Below are 23,781 nucleotides of genomic sequence, written 5' to 3'. Positions count from 1 at the left end.
CTTCACCGACCCGTACCCCGTCGACTCCGAGAACGGAGAAGCAGTCATGGCCGACGCCGTGGCGAAACCGCCCCGGGTCACCCGGCGCCGTACCGGAGGACCGGCCCGCCGCCTCCCGTATCTGCTGATCGCCCCCGCCGGGCTGCTGATGCTGGGCTTCATCGCCTATCCGATGCTCAGCGTCCTCTACTACAGCCTGCGGAACTACAACGTCACCAAGCCCTGGCGGAACGGCTACGCGGGCTTCGACAACTTCACCCGGATCCTCACCGACGACCCGCAGTTCTGGGACACGCTCGTCTTCAGCGGCAAGTGGGTCGTCACCGAGGTGCTGCTGCAGCTCCTGCTCGGCCTCGCGCTCGCCCTGCTGGTCCACCAGACCTTCCTCGGGCGCGGCCTCGCCCGCGCCCTGGTCTTCTCGCCCTGGGCCGTGTCCGGGGTACTGACCACCACCATCTGGATGCTGCTCTACAACCCCTCGACCGGCATCAGCCGCTATCTCGCGGACGCCGGGATCGGCAGCTACGGCACCTCGGTACTCTCCGACACCGGCACCGTCTTCTGGGCCGCCGTCGTCGCCGAACTCTGGCGCGGCGTCCCGTTCTTCGCGATCCTCATCCTCGCCGATCTCCAGTCCATCCCCCAGGACCTCTACGAGGCGGCCTCGGTCGACGGAGCGGGCCGGGCGCGGCGGTTCTTCCACATCACCCTGCCGCATCTGAAGGACGCGATCATCCTCTCCACGCTGCTGCGCGGTGTCTGGGAGTTCAACAACGTCGATCTGCTCTACACCCTCACCGGCGGCGGACCGGCCGGGCAGACCACCACCCTTCCGCTGTACGTCGCCAACACCGGGATCAACGGCCATGACTTCGGCTACGCCTCCGCGCTGACCACCGTCGCCTTCGTGATCCTCCTCTTCTGCTCGATCCTCTATCTGCGCCTGAGCAAGTTCGGAGGCGACGCCAAGTGACCGCCGCACTCGCCGAGCAGGGCACCCGGCCCGCCCCCGCGGCCACCCCGCCGCCCGCCGCCCGCGGGAGGCGCCGGCGCGGGCTCGACCAGGGCGTACCGCGCTGGCAGATCTATCTGCCGCTGTGCCTGTATCTGCTGTTCACCCTCGTCCCCTTCTACTGGATGCTGCTGTTCGCGCTGCGCCCCGCGGGCTCGAACGCGCTGGTGCCCTGGCCGATCACCGGTGAGCACTTCCAGAAGGTGTGGAACGAGCGCAGCTTCGGGATCTTCTTCCAGAACAGCATGATCGTCGGCGTCGCCTCGCTGGTGATGACGACGGCGGTCGCGCTGGCCGGCGGCTATGCCCTCGCGCGCTTCGACTTCCGGATCAAAAAGGGCTTCATGCTGGCGCTGCTGGCCTCGCAGTTCATCCCGGGCGCGCTGATGCTGGTGCCGCTCTTCGAGATCTTCAAGAACCTGCAGATGATCAACTCGCTGGGGAGCGTGGTCATCGCGGAGACGGTGTTCCAACTCCCCCTGTCGATCATCCTCATCAGCGGCTTCATCAAGAACGTGCCGGTGTCGCTCGAGGAACAGGCGTGGGTCGACGGCTGCGGCCGCTTCCGGGCCTTCTGCGCGGTGGTGCTGCCGCTGCTGCGCCCCGGGCTGATCGCGGTCGGCTCCTTCGCCTTCGTGCACAGCTGGAACCACTTCCTGTTCGCGCTGATGTTCCTCAGCTCCCAGGACAAACAGACCATTCCGGTCGGCCTCAACACCCTCATCGGCGCGGACAGCGTCGACCTGGGCGCGCTCGCGGCGGGCGGGGTGATCGCCGCGGTGCCCGTCGTCATCGTCTTCGCCTTCATCCAGAAATGGCTGATCACCGGCTTCAGCGCGGGCGCGGTCAAGGGCTGACCGAAACGGCCGGCGGCACAACGTATGCGGCGGCACAACGTATGCGGCGGCACAACGTATGCGGACAAGGAGGTCCGAGCATGGGCATGGCGCACCCCCGGGGACGAGGGGAAGCCCCGGCCGAGGAACCGATACCCGTCGTCCTCGCGGGCGCCCGAGGGCATGGGCGCTGGCATCTGGACAACATCCGCCGACTGGCCGCCGAGGGGACGGTCCGGCTCGCCGGGGTGTGCGAACTTCGGCCGCTCACCCGTAAGGAGCTGGGCGACGGGCTCGGCGCGCCCGAGCAGTCCGGCGACCTGGCCGGACTCGTGGCCCGGACCGGCGCCCGGATCGCCGTCATCTGCACCCCGATCCACACCCACGCCGATCTCGCCCTCGCCGCCGCCGAACGCGGTGCGCACCTTCTGCTGGAGAAGCCGCCCACCCCCTCGTACGCCGAATTCGCCCGGATGAGCGAAGGACTGCGCGGCTACGGAACCGCCTGCCAGATCGGCTTCCAGTCGCACGGCTCCCACGCCCTGCCCGCCATCCGGAACCTCGTCGCCGACGGCCGCATAGGGGCGATCCGCGGCATCGGCGCGGCCGGGGCGTGGGTCCGCGACGAGGACTACTACGCCCGCGCCCCCTGGGCCGGACACCGCACCCTCGACGGCCGCGACGTCGTCGACGGCGTCCTCACCAACCCCCTCGCCCACGCCGTCGCCACCGCCCTGCACCTCGCCGGCGCCGACCGGGCCGAGGACGTGGCCGTTATCGAGCTGGAGCTGTACCGGGCCAACGCCATCGAGTCCGACGACACCTCCTGCGTACGGATCCGCACCAGCCGCGGCACCACCGTCGCCGCCGCCGTCACCCTGTGCGCGGAGGAGCCCGGTGAACCGTATGTCGTCGTCCACGGCGACCGGGGCCGGATCACCTTCTGGTACAAGCTGGACCGGGTCCGCGTCGAACGCGACGGAGCGCCGCCCGAGACCACCGACCACGCGCGCACCGATCTGCTGGACAACCTCGTATCGCATCTGCGCGACGGCACCGAACTGCTCGCCCCACCGGACCGCACGGGCGCGTTCATGCGCGTCGTCGAGGCGGTCCGCACCGCCCCCGCCCCGGTCCCGCTGCCCGCCGACGCCTGGCGCACCGAGCCCGGTGCGGGCGTCACCTCGCGAGCCGCCAACCGGCGTGTGGTGACCGGCATCGACCGACTGGTCACCGCCGGCGCCGAGCGCCTCGCCCTGTACTCGGAACTGCGCGCCCCCTGGGCCGCACGCCCCGCGGAGGTCCCGCACCCATGACACCCCCGACCCCCTCGAACCCGCTGACCCCCTCCCTCACCCGCCGTCCCCCCGGCACCGTGCTGCGCCATGAGAACCGGGTCGTCGGGTCGTATGCGCACCGCCCCCGACTGCCCGGCACGGTCGCGCCGCGGCCGTATCTGCACCCTGTGCGCACCCTCGGCGGCGTCACCGTCACCGGGCTGCGGCCGGCCGAGGATCCGGCCCACCTGGGGGTGTCCATGGCCATCCCGGAGGTGGCGGGACACGACTTCCGGGGCGGCCGGGGGAGCCTGGACCACCAGGGGAGCCAGCGCCATCTCAGCTGGCTGCTGCGCGACCCCGACGGGTTCGTGGAGGAGCTGTCGTGGGCGGCCGGCGGGCGGCGACTGCTGCTGGAGCGCCGCACGGTGGCCGTACGGTCCCTGGGAACGGCGTGCTGGGCGCTGGACTTCACCTCCGCCCTCACCAATGTGACGGGCCAGGAGCTCGCCCTCGGCGGGGCGGGCCATGGAGGCGGCTTCTTCTGGCGTGTCCCGCGGCGCCCCGAGCCCGCGCAGGTCTTCAGCGCCGAGGGCGAGGGCGCGGCGGCGGTGCACGGACGGCCCGCGGACTGGCTGGCACTGGCCACCGACGAGTGGACGCTGGTCTTCGCCGGCGCGACCGGCGACACCCGGGCCGACCCGTGGTGGGTGCGCACCGGGGAACACCCGGGCGTCGGCTCGGCCCTCGCCTCGGATCGCCCGCTGCCCCTGGCCCCGGCGGACACGGTCACCCGACGCATCGTCACCGCGATAACCGACGGCCGCTCGACCCCCGAAACCGCGGCCCGCCTGGCAGCCCAACTCTCCGACAGGGGCGCGGCCGTATGAGTCGCAGGTCGTGGGCAATCGTCCCGTGCCCCAGCTACCGCTGGGAGGTGCCCCCTGGCGGGGCGGGTGGGCACACCGACCCGCAGACGGCCTCGGCCCCCAGCCCGGACGGCGCACCCCTCGACGACCAGCAACCGCAAGCGCACGTAACCCACAAGGAGACGAACACGTGAAATCCAGGCGCCGCAGAGCACCCCACACCGCAACCGCGCTGGCCGCCCTGCTGACCCTCGCACTCACCGCCACCGCCTGCGGCGACGACGGCTCGACCACCGGTGAGGAGGGCTCCGGCAAGGGCACCATCACCTTCTGGGACAACAACGGCGGCCCCCGCACCAATGTCTGGAAGCGGATCATCGCCAAGTTCGAGGACAAGTACCCCGACATCACGGTCAAGTACGTCCCGATCCCGATCACCAATGTGCAGTCGAAGTACGACACCGCCATCCAGAGCGGCGGCGACAGCCTGCCCGACGTCGGCGGCGTGGGCACCGCGTATCTGGCCAATCTGGTCGCCCAGGGCGCCCTCGATCCCGTGACGGACCGCATCGACGACAGTGCCCTCAAGGGCAAGCTGATCAAGAACATGGTCGACAGCGTCCGCGCGGCCGGCGGTGCGGACCAGGAGCTGTACTCCGTCCCGACCTCCGCCAACCAGGGCACCCTCTGGTACCGCACCGACCTCTTCGCGGCGGCGAAGCTGCCGGCGCCGGACAGTTGGGAGAGGTTCTACAAGGCCGCCGACGAGCTGACCGACAAGGGCGGGAACGAGTTCGGCTTCACCCTGCGCGGCGGCGCGGGCTCGATCGCCCAGGCGCTGGACATGATGTACGCCCAGTCCGGCATCGCGTCCTTCTGGGACGGCGACAGGACCACTCTCAACGACCCCAGGAACGTCGCGGCGCTCGAGAAGTACATCGCCCTCTTCAAGAAGGTCACCCCCGCCGCGGACCTCAACAACGACTTCGCCAAGATGGTCGCCCAGTTCGACCAGGGCGACATCGGGATGCTGCAGCACAACCTCGGCAGCTATGTCGACCACGTACGGCTGCTCGGCAAGGAGAAGATCGCGGGCATACCGCTGCCGCCCTCCCGGACCGGGGCACCGCGCACCATCGTCTCCAACCCGGTCGACGGCCTCGGGCTGTTCAAGGCGAGCAAGAACAAGGCGGCGGCCTGGAAGTTCATCGCGTTCGCGGCCTCCCCGGAGATGAACAGCCTCTGGAACGAGGACGTCGGCGCGATCCCCGCCAACGTCGGCGCCGCGGACGACGACTGGATCGCCGAGGCCCCGCCGACCAAGGCCGCGCTGGAGTCGCTCAACGACCCGCGGACCAAGGTCGTCCAGCTGCCGTACTACCTCCCGGACTGGAACAACATCAGCAAGGCCGACAACGAGCCCGGCTTCCAGAAGGTGCTGCTCGGCAAGATGACCGCCAAGGCGTTCTGCGACAAGGTCGCGGACGAGCTCAACGCGGCACAGGCGGACTGGCAGAAGCACCAGGGTTAGCCGCGCTCGATCATCACGTCGCTCCACGGGCCCGGACCGGGGGCTCTATAAACCCCATGTATACGTCGCGTGTATAGTGCTCACAGTTATGCCGCCAACAGTACCCATTTGTGTGCCTGTTGGCGGCAATGCGACCACTACTGGCAACAAAAAAACTTCGGGGGTATCAATGGGGCGAAAAGGTCGAATATCCGGACTGCTCGTGAGTGCCGTCTGTCTGACGCTGGGCCTCACCGCCTGCGGCGCGTCCTACGACACCACCTCACCGCGCAGCGCGCGGGAGCGCGCGCTGAAGGACGCCGGGCACGCGACACCGGCCGCCTCGAAGCCGGACGTGCTGAAGAAGGGCGACGGGACGAACGGCTCGGTCGACTGCTCCCGCGCCAAATGCGTCGCCCTCACCTTCGACGCGGGCCCCAGTGAGAACACGCCCCGGCTGCTGAAGATCCTCCAGCGCGAGAAGGTCCACGCGACCTTCTTCATGCTCGGCAAGAAGCACATCGACAAACACCCCGACCTGGTGCGTCGCATCGCGGACGAGGGGCATGAGCTGGCCAACCACACCTGGTCGCACAAGATCCTGACCAAGAGCGACGACGACGAGGTCCGCTCGGAGATCAACCGGGTCCAGAGCGCCGTCAAGAAGCTCACCGGCCGTACGCCGCTGCTGATGCGGCCGCCGCAGGGACGTACCGACGAGCGGGTCTCCAAGATCTGCCGGAAGCTGGGCGTGGCGCAGGTGCTGTGGAGCGTGACGGCGAAGGACTACCAGACGACCGACTCCGCGCTGATCGAGAAGCGGGTGCTGGAGCAGACGGACCGCGACGGGGTCATCCTGCTGCACGACATCTACAAGGGCACGGTGCCGGCGGTGCCGGGGATCCTGGCGAAGCTGAAGAAGGACGGCTATACGGTGGTGACGGTCTCCCAGCTGATGGCCCCGGCCGCCCCGGAACCGGGCAAGGTCTATCGCCCATGAGGCAACAGACCAACAGGACCTTCCGGTTCCGAACATCCTTGGCCACAAAACGATCAAGTCTTGTCGCAAGCTATCGCGAGGCGATCGGAATTTCGTAATCTAAGAATCCTCGGGTGCCCGGCAACCTAATCTGGACTGGCGGCAACTACGACATGGGACGGGCCGGTCCGGATCCTCCGGCCCGTTCTCTCGACGCGGAACAGGAGTTGCCATGAGGCTGAGGCGCAAGCGGGGCCGCCACCGCCGCCGTAAGGACCGCACGCTGCCGTTGGGCAGCGCCGTGATCGTGGCGTCGGCCGTGGCCGGGGTGTATCTGACGGCTTCGCCGGAGGGCGCGAGCGCCGTGCCCACCACCGTGTACGTGGCCACCAACGGCAGCGACGGCGACAGCGGCACCCTCAAGTCCCCCTTCCGAAGCCTCGAAAAGGCGATATCGACCGCCAAGGCGGGCACCACCATCGAGGTGCGCGGCGGCACGTACTACCCCGCCAGGACGCTGCGCAGCTCCGTCAGCGGCACTCCCCGCGAGCGCGTCCGACTCCGGCCCTACCGGGCGGAGAAGGTCCGGCTCGACGGCTCCCGACTGGGCGAGGGCTCCTCGCTGGTCTCCCTCAGCGCCGACTACTGGACGGTCTCCGGGATCGAGCTGCGCAACGCCCCGGGCGGCGGTCTGGTCTGCACCTCCTGTGCGAAGAACGTCTTCCAGAACCTCAGCACCCACGGCAACGGCGACACCGGCCTCACCCTCCGCGGCGACCACACCAACGGCAACGTCATCCGGAACCTGGACTCCTACGGCAACCACGACGACGCCACCGGCGGGCAGAGAGCCGACGGCATGGCCCTCACCCACGGCTCCGGCAGCGGCAACGTGGTCACCGGATCCCGGCTGTTCCGCAACAGCGACGACGGCCTCGACCTGTGGATGTGGGCGAGCCCCGTCACCATCGAGCACTCCTGGGCCTTCGAAAACGGCCGGAACCGCTGGCACATCCCCTACTTCAAGGGTGACGGCAGCGGCTTCCAGCTCGGCGCCGAGCGCCCCGGTGCCCCCTCGCCCGCCCATGTCGTACGGACCTCCGCCGCCTGGGCCAACACCAAGAGCGGCTTCGAGGCGGGCGGCAACACCGGAGCCCTCCAACTCCAGCGCACCACCGCCTTCGACAACTGGGGCAAGGGCTACTCCTTCGCCGGCTCCCGCGCCCTCCTGACCCGCAACCTCGCGGTCTCCAACGGCCGCGGCAGCGCCGACACCGGACGCCTCGCCGTCGCCCGGGAGAACAGCTGGACGCCGGGCGGCCCGGCCACCCCGCCGCTGGTCACCACCGACCCCACCACGGCACTCGCCCCCCGGCGGCAGGACGGCTCCCTTCCGGTCACCGGCTTCCTCGTCGTCATGGACCGCACCGAGATCGGTTCGACGATGAACTGAAGCCCCGGGAGATCCGGGGCTCCCCCGGGAGCCGTCCCGTCAGCTATGGCCCATGATGGGGCGCGGGCGGTAGGGGTCCTCCAGGCGGGCCACCTCCGCCTCCTCGAGCGTCAGCCCGACCGCAGCCACCGCGTCCTCCAGATGGCCGATCTTCGTGGCCCCGACGATCGGCGCGGTGACCGCGGGCCTGCCGAGCAGCCACGCCAGCGCCACCTGCGCCGGAGCCACCCCGCGCTTCTCGGCGATCTCGCGGGTGGCGTCCACTATGGAGAACTCCGCGTCCGCGTACCACTTCTCCACCAGCGGATCGTTGGCCGCCCGGACGGTGGTCCCGGTGCGGTCCCGGTCGCGGGTGCCCGCCAGCAGCCCGCGCGCCAGCGGGCTCCAGGGGATGACGCCGACGCCCTGGTCCAGGCAGAACGGGTTCATCTCCCGCTCCTCCTCCCGGTAGAGCAGGTTGTAGTGGTTCTGCATGGAGACGAACCGGGTCCAGCCGTGCGCCTCGGCCGTGTGCTGGGCCTTGGCGAACTGCCAGGCGTACATGGAGGAGGCGCCGATGTACCGGGCCTTTCCGGCCCGCACCACATCGTGGAGCGCCTCCATCGTCTCCTCGATGGGTGTTCCGGGGTCGAAGCGGTGGATCTGGTAGAGATCCACATGGTCGGTGCCCAGCCGCCGCAGCGAGGCGTCGATGCCCGCCAGGATGTGCTTACGGGACAGCCCGCGGTCGTTGGGGCCCTCTCCCATCGGGGAGTAGACCTTCGTCGCGAGGACATAGTCGTCGCGGCTGGGGAAGAGCTCCCGCAGCAGCTCGCCGGTGATCTCCTCGCTCCGGCCCAACGCGTACATGTCGGCGGTGTCGAAGAAGGTCACCCCCTCCTCGACCGCACGTCGCACGATCGGCCGCGCGTCGTCGATGTCCAGCTGCCAGGGCCGGTGTTCGGGACTGCCGTAGCTCATCATGCCCAGGCAGATCCGCGACACCTTGATGCCCGACGCGCCCAGCCGTGCGTACTCCATGCGCCTGCTCCTCCCGCCCATCCGCCCGTTCGGCCGACCCGTCACAGCACACCACCCCGGCCGCCGGATGTCAGCCCGGCGTGACGAAACCGCTCTCGTACGCGGCGATCACCGCCTGAGTGCGGTCCCGCACCCCCAACTTGGTGAGCACCGCCCCCACATGCGTCTTGACCGTGGCCGGTCCCACCGCCATCCGGGTCGCGATCTCGGAGTTGGACAGCCCGTCGGTCATCAGCCGCAGCACCACGGCCTCCCGCTCGGAGAGCCGCTCGCTCAGCGCCCGCGCGCTCGCCTCACGGTCCGGGCCCCGGGCGGCGGCGTGCTCGGCGGCCAGCGCCCGCACCGCGGCCGGGAACAGCAGCGAATCGCTGCGCGCCACCAGCCGCACCGCCTGCACCAGATCCTCCGCCCGCGCCCGCTTGAGCAGAAAGCCGCTGGCCCCGGCGCGCAGCGCGTCGTACACATAGCTGTCGTTCTCGAACGTCGTCACCACGATGACGCGCGGCGGGTCCGCCATGGTGCTCAGGATCCGCTCGGTGGCCCGGATGCCGTCGACATCGGGCATCCGGACGTCCATCAGCACCACGTCCGGGCGCAGTTCACGGACCACCGGTACGGCCTCGGCGCCGCTTCCGGCCTCGCCGACGACCTGAAGGTCCGGTTCGCTGGAGAGGATCGCGCGCAGCGCGGTGCGCACCATCCGCTCGTCGTCGACGAGCACGATGCGCAGCGGGGACGGCGGGGCGTTCACCGGGGACGGCGGGGTGCTCATCGGGACGCCTCCAGCGGGAGCCGGACCGTCAGCCGCCAGACGCCGTCCACGGTGTCCCACGCACAGGTGCCGCGCAGCAGGGTGGCCCGCTCGGCGATGCCGCGCAGCCCGCGGCCGCCGCCGGTGGGCCGTGCCCGGGCGGCTCCATTCACCGGGTTCTCCATCGTGATCTCCACCTTCTTCGGGTCCTCGGCGATCCGGAGCCGCACCGGCACCCGGCCCGCGTGGCGCAGCGCGTTGCTGAGCCCCTCCTGGACGATGCGGTACGCCTCGCGGGAGACGACGGGCGGCAGCCGGTCCAGCGAGCCCGGGGCCGTCAGCTCGACGGCGACGCCCGCGGCCCGGGTGCGGGCCAGCAGCCCGTCCAGATCCATCAGGGTGGGGGAGGGGGCCGGGGCCGGACGGTCCTCCCCTTCGCGTAGCAGGCCGAGCACGCTGTCGAGTTCGCCGACCGCGTCCCGGGTGGTCTCCTCGATGGCCGCCAGCGCCTCCCGGGCGAAGTCCGGATCGGTGTCGAGGACCTTACGGGCCGCGCTCGCCTGGAGGGTCACCGCGCTCAGCGCATGGCCGACCGAGTCGTGCAGCTCGCGGGCGAGCCGGTTGCGGGCGGCCAGCCGGGTGGCCCGCTGCTCGGCGGCGGCGAGCCGCTCGGCGGGGGCCGGGCCGAGCAGCCCGGGCGCACAGCGGGCCAGCAGCGCCCCGGCGGCCGCGGCGATCCCCATGATCACGCCCAGCAGCAGCACCCCGGCCAGGGGCGCCAGGGCGTGGGGGGCCGAGGCGAAGGCGTGCGGCCAGCCCTCGTCGGCGTACGAACCGTCGGTGAACGGCAGGGCGACCAGCAGCGCCGAGGCGGGCAGCAGGGACAGGGTGAGCCCGCTGACCAGCCCGCCGATGGCCAGATGCAGGCCGTACCAGAGCAAGGTGCGGGCGCGCGCGTCCCACGACCCGGCGGGCCCGGCCGCGAGCTCCGCGGACTCCGGAAGCCCGCACAGTGAGCGGGCGGCGGTGGCCTCCAGGGGCCGTACCAGCGGGAGCAGCGCGGTCGGCACGGCCAGCGGCAGGGCCGTGGCGAAGGTGCCAAGCTGCCACGGCAGGGAGGTGAAGGGCACGGCGTCCTGGAGGAGCATCGAGAAGACGACGCCGGTCAGCAGGTAATACGGCATCAACAGGGCGCCGCCGAGCACCAGATGGACCCAGCGCAGCTGGGCCCGGCGGCCGGCCACCGCACGGACCGCCCGCCGCCACCACGCCCCGGTCACGAAGCTCGGTACGCTGCCGCGCCCCCGGCGGAGCCGCGCTCGCGGAAGAAGCGCCCGCCGGCCGTGAGGACGAGCAATCCGACGGTCATCTGCACAGCGTAGGTCAGATACATCAGCGCGGTCGGCTCCTGGGCGGCGTTCTGGGCGGTCAGCCCGGTCAGCAGGAGCCAGCCGCCCCAGCAGGCGAGCGCCGCGGAGCCGACGCAGGCCAGGCTCAGCGGCAGGGCGAGGCGCACCGGACGCCCGGCGCGGAAGGCGACCATGAGCACGCCGAGCGCGGTGATGAGCGCGAACACGACGTACGCGCCCTCGAGGACGGAGAAGTCGCTGCCGCGGTCCTGGGACCGGTCGTGGCTCAGCCCGGCGTCCGACCCCGCGGCCCACAGCAGATGGACGGCGGCGGGCACCGCGGTGAGCAGGGCGATGACGACGGCGACCGGGCGCCGGGTGGCAGGGGCCGCCCCGTGGGCGGGCAGATCGGCGATCCGGCCGCGCCACAGATGGCCCCAGCGGCGGCGCGCGTACAGCACGAACAGGCCGCCCAGGGCCAGCCCCTGCACGATGAACCCGCCGTAGACCATCCCGAAGACCCACTCGGCCAGGAACGTCCCGCTCGACCCGGAGGACCGGCCCCCGTCCCCGCCGCCGAAGCCGAGCGCCCTGGCCGCCAACTGGGCCGGGAACCCGGCCATGATGGGCGCGAGCAGCCCGCAGGCCACCCATACGGGCAGGACCGTCAGCCAGGCCGGCGCCCGCAGCCCCCAGGGGCGGGTGAGCAGCAGGGCGAGGACGACCACGGCGGCGTCCATGAGCACCGACAGGCCGTTGACGACGACCATCACCGTCTGCCGACCGGGGTCGCGCAGCTCGCTGCCCTCGGGTATGCCGACGTGACCGCCCGACATCCAGGCGATCTTGAGGCCGATGTACGGGAGACAGGCCAGGATCGCGACGGCCCGCAGGATCCGCCCGGCGGCGTCACCGGGGGAGCGGGCGGGTGCGGGACGCGTCCGGGAGCCGGAAAGGGTGTGGGTCACGGGGACCAGCCTCGCGGCGCGGCGGGCGCCGCGCCTCACCCTGCCCGACGATCCGCCTCCGCCGCGCGGCGGAGGGGCCGTCCTCCCGTGGGTCAAAGACGTCGCGTCGCGAGGGTGAGCCGGTCCCGGGCGTCGAACAGGGCGTCCTTGATCATTTGCTCATGGGCGGGGGTGAGCCGGGCTACCGGCACCGAGCAGCTGATGGCGTCGCGCGAGGGGGTGCGGTACGGGATGGCGATGCCGAAGCAGCGCAGGCCCAGGGTGTTCTCCTCGCGGTCCACCGCGTACCCCTGCTCCCGGATCAGGTGCAGCTCCTCGATCAGCTTCTCGCGGTCGGTGATGGTGTGCTCGGTGAGCCGGCCCAGCGTCTCCGGCAGCAGCTTGCGCACCTGCTCGTCGGAGTACGTGGCCAGCAGCGCCTTGCCCAGTGAGGTGGAGTGGGCGGGCAGCCGGCGGCCGACGCGGGTGAAGGGGCGCAGATAGTGCTGCGACTGCCGGGTGGCGAGATAGACGATGTTGGTGCCGTCGAGTCGGGCGAGGTGGATGGTCTCGGTGGTGTCGTCCGAGAGCCGGTCCAGGGTGGGGCGGGCGGCGGCCACGACCTCGTCGCCGTCGATGTAGGAGGTGCCGACGAGCAGGGCGCGCACCCCGATGCCGTAGCGGGTGCCGGTGGCGTCCGTCTCCACCCAGCCGAGCTCCACCAGGGTGCGCAGCAGCATGTAGAGGCTCGACTTGGGATAGCCCACGGCCTCCTGGACAGCGGCGAGGCTGTGCATGCCGGGCCGCCCGGCGAAGAACTCCAGCAGTTCGACCGTGCGGACAGCCGATTTGACCTGGGCCCCGCCCGTCTCGGCAGCTGACATCGCCTTGACCCCTCTGTTCGACCAGCCATAGAGTCCCGAGGGAAATTCATCACCCGGGACAGCGTTCAGCATATCGAACACCGTCGATGTGTGGGACGCAAGCAGCGGTAACACCACAGCAGGAGGAATCCGCGGTGTCAGCACCAGTGTGGAGCGTCGACCCCCGAACCGGAAAGCAGCGGGAGCAGGTAGCGGTCGAAGCCACGGCGGAGGAGGTCGACCGCGTGGTGCGCGCGGCCCACGCCGCCCGCGGCTCCCTGGCCGACCGTACGGTGCGCGCCGCACTGCTGCGCACCGCCGCCGATCTCCTCGACGAGGCCCGTGACCAGCTGGTCGAGGCCGCCGACGCGGAGACCGCGCTCGGCCCCGCCCGGCTCACCGGCGAACTCGCCCGCACCACCTACCAGCTACGGGCCTTCGCGACCATCGTGGACGAGGGTGCCTTCCTCGACGTCCGCATCGACCACGCCGACGCCACCCAGACCCCGCCCTGGCCCGATCTGCGCCGCTACAAGCTGCCGCTCGGCGTCGTCGCCGTCTACGCCGCCAGCAACTTCCCGCTCGCTTTCTCCGTGCCCGGCGGCGACACCGCGAGCGCACTCGCCGCGGGCTGCCCGGTCGTCGTCAAGGCCCACCCCGACCACCCCGCCACCTCCGAGGTCGCCGCCTCCGCGCTGCGCCGCGCCGCCGAGCGGGTCGGGGTGCCCGCCGAGGTGATCGCGGTGGTGCACGGCTTCGACGCGGGTATCGAGCTGGTCAAGCATCCGCTGATCGCCGCCGCCGGCTTCACCGGATCGGTCCGCGGCGGCCGCGCCCTGCACGACGCGGCGGCCTCCCGGCCGGTGCCGATCCCCTTCCACGGCGAGCTGGGCAGTCTCAACCCGGTCGTGGTCACCGAGGCCGCGGCCGCCGAGCGCGGCGACCAGATCGGCGCGGGGCTCGCGGGCTCCATGACGCTGGGCGTGGGGCAGTTCTGCACCAAGCCCGGCTTTGTGCTGGCCCCGGCAGGACCGGCGGGCGACGGCCTGGTGAAGTCCCTCACCGACGCGGTCAGCAACACCGACGCGGGCGTCCTGCTCGACCACCGGATGCGGGACAACTTCGTCGCCGGGGTCAAGGAGCGCGCCGAACTGGCCGACGTGGAGGCCCCGGTCACCCCCGGCTCCGGCGGTGAGCACACGGTCAGCGCGGGCTTCCTGACCGTCCCGGCGCGGCGGCTCACCGAGGACGGCCCGCACGATGTGCTGCTGGAGGAGTGCTTCGGCCCGGTGACCGTCGTGGCGCGCTATGAGAGCGACGAGGAGATCAGCGCGGTGCTCGGCCGGCTTCCGGGCAACCTCACCGCCACCGTCCAGCTCTCCGCCGCCGAGGGCGAGGGCACCGAGGGCCGGGCCGGTGCGCTGATCGCCGAGCTCACCCCGCTGGCCGGCCGGGTCCTGGTCAACGGCTGGCCGACCGGTGTCGCCGTCGCCCCGGCCCAGCACCACGGCGGCCCCTACCCGGCCACCACCTCCACCTCCACCTCGGTCGGCGGCACCGCCATCGAGCGCTGGCTGCGGCCGGTCGCCTACCAGGACACCCCGGCCGCCCTGCTGCCGCCGGAGCTGCGGGACGAGAACCCGCTGGAGCTGCCCCGGCGGATCAACGGTGTCCGGGAGCAGCGCGACTGAACCCCCGGAAGGCCCTCCGGGAGCAGCACCGCTGAAGTCCCGGACCGACGGCGCGGCCGCCGGACCCGCGGACCGGACCCGCGGTTCCGGCGGCCGTGTCGGCATGCCCGCGGCCGTCGGCGGCCCCGGGGGTCTTTTTCGGCCGATCCGCCGGCGCTTTCACCCGGGCGCCGCGCCAGGCATGGGGATCGCCGCAGGTCAGCGGGGATCCATAAGGTTCCCTTGAAGGCATTCGACAGGGAAACGCGATGGACGCCGGGCTGGGCCGGTTCCATAGTGGATGGACATGGAGAGCCTGGCGGGCGCCGAATTCGCGCCACACACGACGTATCTCACCACCGCGTCCAGCGGTCTGATCCCCGCACGCTCCGTGGCCGCCGTGAAGGCGGTCCTCGACGGATCGGCCGCCGGTCGGCCCATCGTCGACGTGGCCTTCGAGGCGGTCGAGGAGAGCCGGGCCGCCTATGCCCGGCTCGTCGGCGTACCGGCGCGGCGGGTCGCGGCCGGCAGCTCGGTCGCCGTCTACGCGGGGATGATCGCCACCTCGCTGCCGCCCGGAGCCGAAGTCATCGTCGCCGACGGCGACTTCAGCTCCCTGGTCAACCCCTTCGCCGTCCGCGGCGACCTCAAGCTGCGCATCGTGCCGCTGGAGGAGATCGCGGAGGCGGTACGGCCCGGCACGGCGCTGGTGGCCGTGAGCGCGGTCCAGTCCGCGGACGGGCGGATCGCCGATCTCGACGCCATCGCGGAGGCGGCCCGGACCCACGGGGCCCGCACCCTGGTGGACACCAGCCAGGCGGCCGGCTGGTTCCCGGTGAACGCCGACGGGGCCGACTACACCGTCTGCGTGGCGTACAAGTGGCTGATGTGCCCGCGCGGGGCCGCCTTCCTGACCGTCCCCGAGGACCTCGGCGAGCTCACCCCCGTCTTCGCGGGCTGGGTCGCCGGCGAGAAGCCCTGGGACAGCTGCTACGGACCGGTGGCGGAACTCGCCCACTCCGCCCGCCGCTTCGACGAGAGCCCGAGCGTGTACTCCTACGTGGCGGCCCGGCACTCCCTCGCGCTGATCGAGGAGCTGGGCACCGAGGCCATCGCCGCCCACGACCGCGCGCTCGCCGACCGCTTCCGGGCCGGGGTCATCGGGCTCGGCCACCAGCCCGTCGCCGCCCCGGGCTCGGCCATCGTCTCCGTACCGGGGCTGGGGGACGCCGCGTCCCGGCTGGCGGAGGCGGATGTGCATGTCTCGGCGCGGGCCGGCAACCTCCGCGCCTCCTTCCACCTGTACAACACGGCGGCCGATGTGGACCGGCTGCTGGAGGAGCTGTCCCGCTGAGACCGGGGCCGGAACGGGGCAGCGCGGGACCGGACCCGGGGCCGGACCGGGGTCGGACCGGGGCCGGACCGGGGCCATGGAAAATCTGAGGGAAGCCGGGGCACCCCGGCTTCCCTCAGATCACGGACGTCAGCTCAGCGCACGGCGGCGATCACCGTACGGGCGTGAAGTCCCTGGCCCCGATGAAATCCGGCCGGGGGGCCGGTGCCGCGAACGGCTCCACCGCAGTGTTCTCCACGCTGTTGAACACGATGAAGACGTTGCTGCGCGAGTAGGGCGTGATGTTGTCTCCCGAGCCGTGCATGCAGTTGCAGTCGAACCACGTCGCCGAACCGGCCTTGCCGGTGAACAGCTTGATGCCGTGCTTGTCGGCGAAACCGGTGAGCGCCTCGTCGGACGGGGTGCCCGCGTCCTGCATCTGCAGCGACTTCTTGTAGTTGTCCTTCGGTGTCTCGCCCGAGCAGCCGAGGAACGTACGGTGCGACCCCGGCATGATCATGAGGCCGCCGTTGGTGTCGTAGTTCTCGGTCAGCGCGATCGAGACCGACACGGTCCGCATGTTCGGCAGTCCGTCCTCGGCGTGCCAGGTCTCGAAGTCCGAGTGCCAGTAAAAGCCCGAGGCGCCGAAACCCGGTTTGACGTTGATCCGGCTCTGGTGGACGTAGACGTCCGAGCCGAGGATCTGACGAGCGCGGCCCACCACACGCGGGTCGCGCACCAGGTTCGCGAAGACCTCGCTGATCCGGTGCACCTCGAACACCGACCGTACGTCCTGCGACTTCGGCTCGATGATCGAGCGTTCGTCGGCGCGCACGTCCGGGTCGGCGACCAGCCGGTCCAGCTCGGCGCGGTAGGCCGCGACCTCGTCCGGAGTGATCAGCTCGTCAATTGCCAGGAAGCCGTCGCGATCGAAATCGCTCAGCTCGGACGGTTGCAGCGGCCCGGGGGCGCCGGGCTCGGACCACACCACGGGGTCCACGCGCGGCGTAGCGACCTCCATGGCCCCACGGGTCGGGTACAGGTCAGTGACCGCGGTCATCGGATCATGCCTCCTCGGTCTCGGTGATCAGCGGGTATACGCCGTTCTCATCATGGTCCTCCCGTCCCGTGATCGGCGGGTTGAATACGCAGACGCATCGGAAGTCGGTTTTGGGGCGCATCGTGTGCTTCTCATGCCCGTTCAGCAGGTACATGGTGCCGGGCGTGATCCAGTGCTTCTCACCGGTCTCGTCGTTGGTGAGCTCGGCCTCACCCTCGACGCACAGCACCGCCTCGATGTGGTTGGCGTACCACATCGACGTCTCGGTGCCCGCGTAGAGGATGGTCTCGTGCAGCGAGAAGCCGACGCCTTCACGGGCGAGCACGATGCGCTTGCTCTCCCAGGTGCCGGTCTTGGCCTTCACATGCCTCTCGGTGTCCTCGATGTCCTTGAAGGATCGGACGATCACGGTGAGTTCTTGCCTCTCTCTTCTCTGCGGTACGGGAGGGTTATGCGGTCTCGCGGACCGCGCGGGCGAGGGTCCGCAGCCCCTCGTCCAGGTCATCGGGGGAGATGGTCAGCGCGGGCAGCAGCTTGACGACCTCGCTCTCGGGGCCGGAGGTCTCGACCAGCAGGCCGAGTTCGAAGGCGCGCTTGCAGACCGCCGAGGCGCGCGGCTTGTCCTCGAACTCCAGACCCCACACCAGGCCGCGGCCGCGGAAGTGGGTGCCGGACTGCTCCTCGCAGATCGCGCGCAGGGCCCGCTCGACCTGCTCGCCGCGGGCCAGGGTCTGCTTCTCCATCTGGCCGTCGGCCCAGTAGGTGTCCAGGGTCGCGGCGGCGGTGACGAAGGCGGGGTTGTTGCCGCGGAAGGTGCCGTTGTGCTCGCCGGGCTCCCAGACGTCCAGCTCGGGCTTGAAGAGCGCGAGCGACATCGGCATGCCGTAGCCGCTGATGGACTTCGACACGGTCACGATGTCCGGGGTGATGCCCGACTCCTCGAAGGAGAAGAAGGCGCCGGTGCGGCCGCAGCCCATCTGGATGTCGTCGACGATCAGCAGCATGTCCTGGCGCTCGCACAGCTCGGCCAGGGCGCGCAGCCACTCGGGCCGGGCCACGTTGATACCGCCCTCGCCCTGCACGGTCTCGACGATCACGGCGGCGGGCTGGTTGAGGCCGGAACCCTGGTCCTCCAGCAGCCGCTCGAACCACAGGAAGTCCGGGATCGTGCCGTCGAAGTAGTTGTCGAACGGCATGGGGGTGCCGTGGACCAGCGGGATGCCCGCGCCGGCGCGCTTGAAGGCGTTGCCGGTCACGGCCAGCGAGCCCAGCGACATGCCGTGGAAGGCATTGGTGAAGGACACGATGGACTCGCGGCCCTTGACCTTACGGGCCAGCTTCAGCGCGGCCTCGACGGCGTTGGTGCCGGTCGGGCCCGGGAACATGACCTTGTAGGGCAGATCGCGCGGGCGCAGGATGTTGTTCTGGAACGACTCGAGGAACGCGCGCTTGGCCGTGGTGGACATGTCCAGGCCGTGAGTGACGCCGTCACGCTCGATGTAGTCGATCAGCGCCCGTTTCAGTACCGGGTTGTTGTGGCCGTAGTTGAGCGACCCGGCTCCGGCGAAGAAGTCGAGGTAGGTGTGGCCGTCCTCGTCGAACATGTGGCTGCCCTGCGCCCGGTCGAAGACGGCGGGCCAGCCACGGCAGTAGCTGCGCACCTCCGACTCCAGGGCCTCGAAGACGCTCAGGGCGGGCGGGGTGATGGTCACAGCGTTCTCCTGGGAGAGGGGTGTGAGGGGGGTGAGGGGGAGGATCGGGGTGATCGTGGGTGTGATCAGGATCGGGGGGTGATCAGGATCGGGGGGTGATCAGGGGAGATCAGGTCCGGTCCGCGCGCGGCCCGAGCGGGCCGATGCGGTAGAGCACCTCGGGCTCGTGCCCACCGTCGGGGAAGAGACCGCCGTGGAAGAGCACCTCACGCTCGACCGGCGCTTCATGCCGCTCGGCGAACGAGGTGAACAGCCGGTTCGAGGCGGTGTTGTCAGGGGTGATCGTCGTCTCGATGCCGCGGACGCCCGCCGTGGCGACCCGGGCGACCAGCCCGTCCAGCAGGGTGGCGGCCAGCTTGCGGCCACGCCAGGCGTGGTCGACGGCGACCTGCCAGACGACGAGGGTCTCGGGGCGCTCGGGACGGACGTAGCCGGTGATGAAGCCGACCGGTCCGCCGTCGGCGTCGCGCGCCACTACGGATGTGGCGGCGAAGTCGCGGCACCACAGGAGGTAGCTGTAGGAGGAGTTGAGGTCCAGGGTTTTGGAGTCGCGGGCGATTCGCCAGATCGCGGCTCCATCCTCGACGCGCGGTGTGTCGAGGGTGAGGCCCTCCGGCAAATCCAATTCGCTACGGACTAGGTCTGCTTGTGCGGCGGTCATGCAAATTCAATTTACCCAGCAGAATCAGAAAATGCATCGCGGTGGGGGGTTACGTGGAGGGGGGTCCATGTGTTATCACGCGGGAGCGCGCGTGCGCGCGGCCGTTGGCCGAAAGGCGGTAATTTGTAGGGGAGTTACTCGGGCAAAGCGGATCGCGTGTGGGGTCTGTCACATATATGTAACCGGCCGATGACCGTCTTGAATTACGGGATCAGGAACCCGTGAAAAATTTTTTGTTTAGGAATCGCGATGGCGGGCAGACGAATGTGGAAGCAGTAGCGGAAAAATGCAAAGAATTTCTGGCCACGCTGCCATGAATTCAATCCCCCGCGGTGAACCGGGGGAAGTCGCCCCGCACCGCGAAGGCCCCGGAGGCGCCGTTGCCCGAGGCCGAGTACGCGTCCCGGCCGGTGTCCCGGTCCCCCTCGGCGTGGTTGTACTGCCCCGCGAAGACATACCGGCCCGCGGGCGCGGTCGCGCCCTTCCGGAGCGTCCAGCGGTAGACCAGCACACCATCCTCGACGCGGGTGGCGGTGGTCACATCGCCGGTCGGCAGCGAGCTCCAGGACCCGGTGGACAGCACATCCCCGGTGTCCGCGACTCGCAGCTCCACCGTCAGCGAGGTCAGTGGCCTGCCGATGGTGAGCGTGATGTCACTCTGCGCCCAGTATGGATTGGAATGGGCGTTGATGGCGCCCTTGGACCGAACGGTCGGCTCGGCGAGATGGTTTGGACCGGCCGCGGTGGGATAGGCGCTCGGCGTGTGCCGCTCAGCATCGCTCTGCGATCCGGCGCCCGGCCTCTCCCCGGGCCGCCTGTCCACGCCCGCGCCTGCCGGAGGCGCGGCAGGCTCGCTCGAGGTGCGCACCGTCTGCGGCCGCTCGGCACCGTCCGTGGCCACCACCGCGATCCCCGTCGCCGCGACCGCCGCGGCCAGCCCGGCGACCGGGCCCACCAGCCGCGGCGCCCAGGTCCGGCGCGGGCTCGTCCACGCGCCCCGGCTCCGGCCGTCGGCCGCCATGCCCGCCGTGACCCGGGCCAGCATCCGGATCCGGTCCGGCTCATGGCAGGCGGCGGCCGTACGCAGCTCGGCGACGACATCGCGGCCCTCGGGGCGCTCGCGATGCTCGATCATCAACTGCCCCCTCCTGCATGCCCGGCGTGGCCCATGTGACCCGAGTGGCGAGCGGGCCCAGTGTGGCCCGTGTGGCCTGTGTTCCCAGAGCGAAGCGTGCGTACCGTCTGCTCGGCGTCCGTCGCCCCGGGCAGCTCGCCCTCGCCGTCCGGAGGGCCCAGCAGGCGCTCCAGCTCGGCGATTCCGCGGGAGGTCTGACTCTTGACCGTGCCCACCGAAATGCCCAGCGTACGGGCCGTCTCCCGCTCGGAGAGGTCGAAGGCGTGCCGCAGCACGACGCATGCGCGCTTGCGGAACGGCAGCCGGACCAGCGCGGCCTGCACATCCACCACGGCGGACACATCCGGGTCGTCCACATGGTCGGAGCGCTGCGAGGAGAAGAGCGCCACCCGCCGCCGCTCGCGCACCAGACTGCGGATCCGGGAGCGGGCCAGGTTGGCGACCACGCCCCTGGCGTACGCGGCCGGATGGTCGGCGGCCCGCACCCGGTCCCACTGGTGCCAGACCGCCACCAGCGCGTCGGCCGCCAGGTCGTCCGCCCCGTCGGAGCTGCCGAGCAACAGATGGGCGAGGCGGGCCAGTTCGGCGTGGTGCCGCTCGAAGAAGTCCCGGAATTCGGCCTGTGGGTCGGCGGTGTGCGGGTTGGGCTGTGGGCCGGTGTGCGCGTCGGCGACGGCGTGCGCGTCGGCCGATAAGCCGTCGGGGTCCTCCGGTGTGCCGGGCGCTCGCGCGGTGCCCGCGGCGGCCGCGTCATCGGCGGGAGCGTTCACGAGGACCTCCTCACTGCCGCTCCTCCGGTGGGTTGCGTGAGCGTAGCAGCGCTGCGCATGTTGTTCGAGTGGCGCCGTTCCAGCTCCTGGGAATTGGCCGGTCAACGCCCTGCCCCGGTCTCGTACAGTGCGATGCATGAGGGATAGCGCGGTGCTCCACATCAAGGGCCGGGTCCTGGTCGGACCGGACACCGGCGACGCTGCCGGGGACGTCCGGGACGAGCTGTGGGTGGTCGACGGCAGGATCACGTTCGAGCGGCCGGCCGGGGCCAGGGACATCCGGCTGGTCGAGGGCTGGGTGCTGCCCGGCCTCGTCGACGCCCACTGCCATGTCGGGCTCGACGCCCATGGGGCGGTGGACGATTCGACGAGCGAGAAACAGGCGCTGACCGACCGCGACGCCGGGGCGCTGCTGCTGCGGGACGCCGGATCGCCGGCCGACACCCGCTGGATCGACGACCGCGAGGATCTGCCCCGCATCATCCGGGCCGGCCGCCATATCGCCCGCACCAAGCGGTACATCCGCAACTACGCGCATGAGATCGAGCCGGAGGACCTGGTCGCCTACGTGGCCGCGGAGGCGCGGCGGGGCGATGGCTGGGTGAAGCTGGTCGGCGACTGGATCGACCGGGAGACCGGCGACCTGGGGGCTTGCTGGCCGCGCGGCGCGGTCGAGGCGGCCATCGCCGAGGCGCACCGGCTGGGCGCGCGGGTCACGGCCCACTGTTTCGCCGAGGAGAGCCTCGCGCCGCTGGTCGAGGCGGGGATCGACTGTATCGAGCACGCCACCGGGCTCACCGAGGAGACCATCCCGCTGTTCGCCGAGCGGGGCGTGGCGATCGTCCCGACCCTGGTCAACATCGCCACCTTCCCCCGGCTGGCGCTGAGCGGCGAGGTGAGGTTCCCGCGCTGGGCCGACCATATGCGGCGGCTGCACGCGCGCCGGTACGAGACGGTGCGGGCGGCCTACGACGCGGGCATCCCGATCTACACCGGCACCGACGCGGGCGGCGGCCTGGCCCATGGGCTGGTCGGGCAGGAGGTCGCCGAGCTGGTGAAGGCGGGCATCCCGGCGCGGGACGCGCTCTCGGCGGCGACCTGGGGGGCGCGGTCCTGGCTCGGACGGCCGGGGCTCACCGAGGGGGCCTCCGCCGATCTCGTCGTCTACGACGCGGATCCGCGCGCCGATGTGCGGGTGCTGACGACGCCGCGGCGGGTGGTGCTGCGAGGCCGCGTGGTCGGCTGACGGGGCGCGGGGACGGGGCTGACCGGCACGGGACGCAGGCTGACTGGGCGCGGGCGCAGGCTGATTGGGTGCGGGCGCGGGCTGATTGGGTGCGGGCGCGGGCTGATTGGGCGCGGGGACGGTGGGGCAGGGGGTCCTGAGGGGGCTCCTGAAGGGAACACGGCTCGAACGCGGCGGCGAACCACACCCTTTGGGGTGAACGGACATCATGTGTCTGCCTGTTTACCCTCAGTGCGCAAATATGGCGTGGTCGATGCCGTCGGCGCCCGTGGAGTCCCCCGCGGCAGGCGCCGGCGGCTCCATGTCTCCTGTGGGGGTCAACTCACGTGTCCTGTTCCAGTAACACCTACTTCGGCATGCCCACCCGCCGTCTGGCGGGCGCCACTGCCGCTGCCGCGGTCTCCGTCCTGGGCCTGCTGCCCGCGGCGACCGCGCAGGCCGACACCGGTGCCACCGCCGGTAAGGCGGGTGCGGTCGTGCTCCGCACCGATCTCGATGTCTCCCTGCTCAACAAGACCGTCACGGCTCCGCTCTCGGTGGTGCTGAACGAGGTGCACGCACCCGCGACGGCCAGCAAGACGGCACTCACCGCGACCCTGGACGGCGTGGACGGGGGCCGGCCGTTCAGTGTGCTGCGGGCCGATGTGGCCACCGCCCGGGCCGCCGCGGACAAGCAGCGCGCCGAGGGGTACTCCAACCTCGTCAACGCCAAGGTCCACGTCCCGGGTCTGGCCGGGGTCCCGCTGATCTCGGTCGAGCAGGTGACCTCGAAGGCGGTGTGTGCCGCCGGGAAGCGGCCGACCGCCCAGTCCAACCTGCTCGGCAGCGTCAGCGTGCTCGGCAGGAAGGTCACCTTGAGCACGAGCGGCACCACCACGGTCGATGTGCCGACACTCGGCCAGGTCCGGCTCGATCTGTCGCGGACGGCCACCACCTCGCGCACGGCGGCGGCCACGGCCCTCAACCTGAAGGTCTCCGTGAACCCGCTCAAGCTGAACGTCTCCGAGGTCGAGGGGCAGGTCACCCTCGCCCGGGCGACCTGCGAGGCGCCCGTCGCCGCGGCGGTCCAGCCCAGCCCGAGCGTGGGCCCGCAGACCACGCCCGAGCCGAAGCCGGAGCACCTGGCCGAGACCGGTGGCAGCTCGGCCACGCCGTATCTGGTGGGCGGTGGAGCCCTGCTGCTCGCCGTGGGCGGCGGAGCCGTCGTCCTGGCCCGCCGCCGGCGCGCCGCCGCCAACGGCGACGCCGCCTGACGGCTGACGGTTGGGCCTGACGCCTGACGCCTGGCGGTTGGGCCTGACGCCTGACGCCTGGCGGTTGGGCCTGAC

General features: G+C 71.2%; 22 protein-coding genes. 11 read left to right on the top strand and 11 right to left on the bottom strand.

The genetic code is table 11. The features are described from left to right. The first annotated feature begins 46 nt into the window (after positions 1-46). From AS97_RS13420 to AS97_RS13390, 7 genes are all read left to right on the top strand, one after another. Complete coding sequence (locus tag AS97_RS13420) at positions 47-973, top strand: sugar ABC transporter permease (protein ID WP_059144889.1); 927 nt, start codon at positions 47-49, stop codon at positions 971-973. Then, entirely contained in the window at positions 970-1,869 is a 900-nt protein-coding gene (locus tag AS97_RS13415; protein ID WP_059144888.1) for a carbohydrate ABC transporter permease, read from the top strand. Before AS97_RS13420 ends, AS97_RS13415 begins: the two co-directional genes overlap by 4 nt. 80 nt (positions 1,870-1,949) lie before the next feature. Further along, positions 1,950-3,164 carry a Gfo/Idh/MocA family oxidoreductase gene (locus tag AS97_RS13410; protein ID WP_210564944.1) on the top strand — a complete coding sequence of 405 codons (1,215 nt, stop codon included), beginning with the start codon at positions 1,950-1,952 and terminating at the stop codon, positions 3,162-3,164. Then, positions 3,161-4,015 (top strand): PmoA family protein, encoded by an 855-nt coding sequence (locus AS97_RS13405; protein WP_210564942.1) that lies wholly within the window; start codon positions 3,161-3,163, stop codon positions 4,013-4,015. The genes AS97_RS13410 and AS97_RS13405 overlap by 4 nt, the downstream gene beginning before the upstream one ends. A gap of 169 nt (positions 4,016-4,184) precedes the next feature. Beyond that, positions 4,185-5,525 carry a sugar ABC transporter substrate-binding protein gene (locus AS97_RS13400; RefSeq protein WP_125760112.1) on the top strand — a complete coding sequence of 447 codons (1,341 nt, stop codon included), beginning with the start codon at positions 4,185-4,187 and terminating at the stop codon, positions 5,523-5,525. Positions 5,526-5,694: 169 nt separating this feature from the next. Beyond that, positions 5,695-6,504, top strand: coding sequence for a polysaccharide deacetylase family protein (locus AS97_RS13395; protein ID WP_059144885.1), 810 nt, complete (start codon positions 5,695-5,697; stop codon positions 6,502-6,504). Between the two features lie 211 nt (positions 6,505-6,715). After that, the gene (locus AS97_RS13390) at positions 6,716-7,936 is read left to right on the top strand and encodes a right-handed parallel beta-helix repeat-containing protein (RefSeq protein ID WP_059144884.1); all 1,221 of its coding nucleotides are present in this window, start codon (positions 6,716-6,718) and stop codon (positions 7,934-7,936) included. A 39-nt stretch (positions 7,937-7,975) separates the two neighbouring features. Here AS97_RS13390 and AS97_RS13385 read toward each other — a convergent pair whose 3' ends face one another. The 5 genes from AS97_RS13385 to AS97_RS13365 form a co-directional block, all read right to left on the bottom strand. Next, positions 7,976-8,956: an aldo/keto reductase gene (locus tag AS97_RS13385; protein WP_086710193.1), complete on the bottom strand. Its 981-nt coding sequence runs from the start codon at positions 8,954-8,956 to the stop codon at positions 7,976-7,978. Between the two features lie 70 nt (positions 8,957-9,026). After that, positions 9,027-9,728 carry a response regulator transcription factor gene (locus tag AS97_RS13380; protein ID WP_059144882.1) on the bottom strand — a complete coding sequence of 234 codons (702 nt, stop codon included), beginning with the start codon at positions 9,726-9,728 and terminating at the stop codon, positions 9,027-9,029. Next, entirely contained in the window at positions 9,725-10,987 is a 1,263-nt protein-coding gene (locus AS97_RS13375) for a histidine kinase (protein ID WP_125760110.1), read from the bottom strand. The genes AS97_RS13380 and AS97_RS13375 overlap by 4 nt, the downstream gene beginning before the upstream one ends. After that, positions 10,984-12,024, bottom strand: a complete 1,041-nt coding sequence (locus AS97_RS13370) for a hypothetical protein (RefSeq protein WP_247204357.1) — start codon at positions 12,022-12,024, stop codon at positions 10,984-10,986. Before AS97_RS13370 ends, AS97_RS13375 begins: the two co-directional genes overlap by 4 nt. Positions 12,025-12,116: 92 nt before the next feature. Then, on the bottom strand, positions 12,117-12,887 hold the full coding sequence (locus AS97_RS13365) for an IclR family transcriptional regulator (RefSeq protein WP_059144880.1): 771 nt from the start codon (positions 12,885-12,887) through the stop codon (positions 12,117-12,119). Positions 12,888-13,021: 134 nt separating this feature from the next. Between AS97_RS13365 and AS97_RS13360 the strand changes: the two genes are divergently transcribed. Both AS97_RS13360 and AS97_RS13355 read left to right on the top strand, forming a co-directional pair. Continuing rightward, the gene (locus AS97_RS13360) at positions 13,022-14,557 is read left to right on the top strand and encodes an aldehyde dehydrogenase (NADP(+)) (RefSeq protein ID WP_247204356.1); all 1,536 of its coding nucleotides are present in this window, start codon (positions 13,022-13,024) and stop codon (positions 14,555-14,557) included. A gap of 286 nt (positions 14,558-14,843) precedes the next feature. Further along, positions 14,844-15,890: an aminotransferase class V-fold PLP-dependent enzyme gene (locus tag AS97_RS13355; RefSeq protein WP_079059446.1), complete on the top strand. Its 1,047-nt coding sequence runs from the start codon at positions 14,844-14,846 to the stop codon at positions 15,888-15,890. Positions 15,891-16,041: 151 nt separating this feature from the next. On the opposite strand, the gene thpD is transcribed toward AS97_RS13355, so the two are convergent. The 6 genes from thpD to AS97_RS13325 all read right to left on the bottom strand — a co-directional run bounded on the left by thpD (position 16,042) and on the right by AS97_RS13325 (position 21,207). Further along, a complete protein-coding gene (gene thpD / locus AS97_RS13350) occupies positions 16,042-16,929 on the bottom strand; it encodes an ectoine hydroxylase (RefSeq protein WP_086711630.1) in 888 nt (295 codons plus the stop codon). A 4-nt stretch (positions 16,930-16,933) separates the two neighbouring features. Continuing rightward, the gene (locus AS97_RS13345) at positions 16,934-17,338 is read right to left on the bottom strand and encodes an ectoine synthase (RefSeq protein WP_014059807.1); all 405 of its coding nucleotides are present in this window, start codon (positions 17,336-17,338) and stop codon (positions 16,934-16,936) included. 40 nt (positions 17,339-17,378) lie between these two features. After that, positions 17,379-18,641, bottom strand: a complete 1,263-nt coding sequence (gene ectB, locus AS97_RS13340) for a diaminobutyrate--2-oxoglutarate transaminase (RefSeq protein ID WP_059144876.1) — start codon at positions 18,639-18,641, stop codon at positions 17,379-17,381. 109 nt (positions 18,642-18,750) lie between these two features. Beyond that, positions 18,751-19,302, bottom strand: coding sequence for a diaminobutyrate acetyltransferase (ectA, locus tag AS97_RS13335; protein ID WP_059144875.1), 552 nt, complete (start codon positions 19,300-19,302; stop codon positions 18,751-18,753). A gap of 319 nt (positions 19,303-19,621) precedes the next feature. Then, positions 19,622-20,437: a hypothetical protein gene (locus AS97_RS13330; protein WP_210564940.1), complete on the bottom strand. Its 816-nt coding sequence runs from the start codon at positions 20,435-20,437 to the stop codon at positions 19,622-19,624. Next, positions 20,437-21,207: a SigE family RNA polymerase sigma factor gene (locus AS97_RS13325; protein WP_210564938.1), complete on the bottom strand. Its 771-nt coding sequence runs from the start codon at positions 21,205-21,207 to the stop codon at positions 20,437-20,439. Before AS97_RS13325 ends, AS97_RS13330 begins: the two co-directional genes overlap by 1 nt. A gap of 136 nt (positions 21,208-21,343) precedes the next feature. Between AS97_RS13325 and AS97_RS13320 the strand changes: the two genes are divergently transcribed. Both AS97_RS13320 and AS97_RS13315 read left to right on the top strand, forming a co-directional pair. Further along, positions 21,344-22,453 (top strand): amidohydrolase family protein, encoded by a 1,110-nt coding sequence (locus AS97_RS13320; RefSeq protein ID WP_185929850.1) that lies wholly within the window; start codon positions 21,344-21,346, stop codon positions 22,451-22,453. Positions 22,454-22,779: 326 nt separating this feature from the next. Next, entirely contained in the window at positions 22,780-23,706 is a 927-nt protein-coding gene (locus AS97_RS13315; RefSeq protein WP_125758075.1) for an SCO1860 family LAETG-anchored protein, read from the top strand. Positions 23,707-23,781: the final 75 nt, after the last annotated feature.

The organism is Streptomyces sp. AgN23 (assembly GCF_001598115.1).
In the GTDB taxonomy this organism is placed as follows: domain Bacteria; phylum Actinomycetota; class Actinomycetes; order Streptomycetales; family Streptomycetaceae; genus Streptomyces; species Streptomyces antimycoticus.
This window is presented reverse-complemented; position numbering and strand designations above follow the sequence as displayed.

Excerpts from the sequence above, each read along its gene's own strand:
- AS97_RS13420 (WP_059144889.1), top strand. The coding sequence starts at position 47 with ATGGCCGACGCCGTGGCGAAACCGCCCCGGGTCACCCGGCGCCGTACC.
- AS97_RS13390 (WP_059144884.1), top strand. The coding sequence starts at position 6,716 with ATGAGGCTGAGGCGCAAGCGGGGCCGCCACCGCCGCCGTAAGGACCGC.
- AS97_RS13395 (WP_059144885.1), top strand. The coding sequence starts at position 5,695 with ATGGGGCGAAAAGGTCGAATATCCGGACTGCTCGTGAGTGCCGTCTGT.
- AS97_RS13320 (WP_185929850.1), top strand. The coding sequence starts at position 21,344 with ATGAGGGATAGCGCGGTGCTCCACATCAAGGGCCGGGTCCTGGTCGGA.
- AS97_RS13405 (WP_210564942.1), top strand. The coding sequence starts at position 3,161 with ATGACACCCCCGACCCCCTCGAACCCGCTGACCCCCTCCCTCACCCGC.
- AS97_RS13365 (WP_059144880.1), bottom strand. The coding sequence starts at position 12,887 with ATGTCAGCTGCCGAGACGGGCGGGGCCCAGGTCAAATCGGCTGTCCGC.
- thpD (WP_086711630.1), bottom strand. The coding sequence starts at position 16,929 with ATGACCGCGGTCACTGACCTGTACCCGACCCGTGGGGCCATGGAGGTC.
- ectA (WP_059144875.1), bottom strand. The coding sequence starts at position 19,302 with ATGACCGCCGCACAAGCAGACCTAGTCCGTAGCGAATTGGATTTGCCG.
- AS97_RS13355 (WP_079059446.1), top strand. The coding sequence starts at position 14,844 with ATGGAGAGCCTGGCGGGCGCCGAATTCGCGCCACACACGACGTATCTC.
- AS97_RS13410 (WP_210564944.1), top strand. The coding sequence starts at position 1,950 with ATGGGCATGGCGCACCCCCGGGGACGAGGGGAAGCCCCGGCCGAGGAA.
- AS97_RS13385 (WP_086710193.1), bottom strand. The coding sequence starts at position 8,956 with ATGGAGTACGCACGGCTGGGCGCGTCGGGCATCAAGGTGTCGCGGATC.
- AS97_RS13380 (WP_059144882.1), bottom strand. The coding sequence starts at position 9,728 with ATGAGCACCCCGCCGTCCCCGGTGAACGCCCCGCCGTCCCCGCTGCGC.
- AS97_RS13330 (WP_210564940.1), bottom strand. The coding sequence starts at position 20,437 with ATGATCGAGCATCGCGAGCGCCCCGAGGGCCGCGATGTCGTCGCCGAG.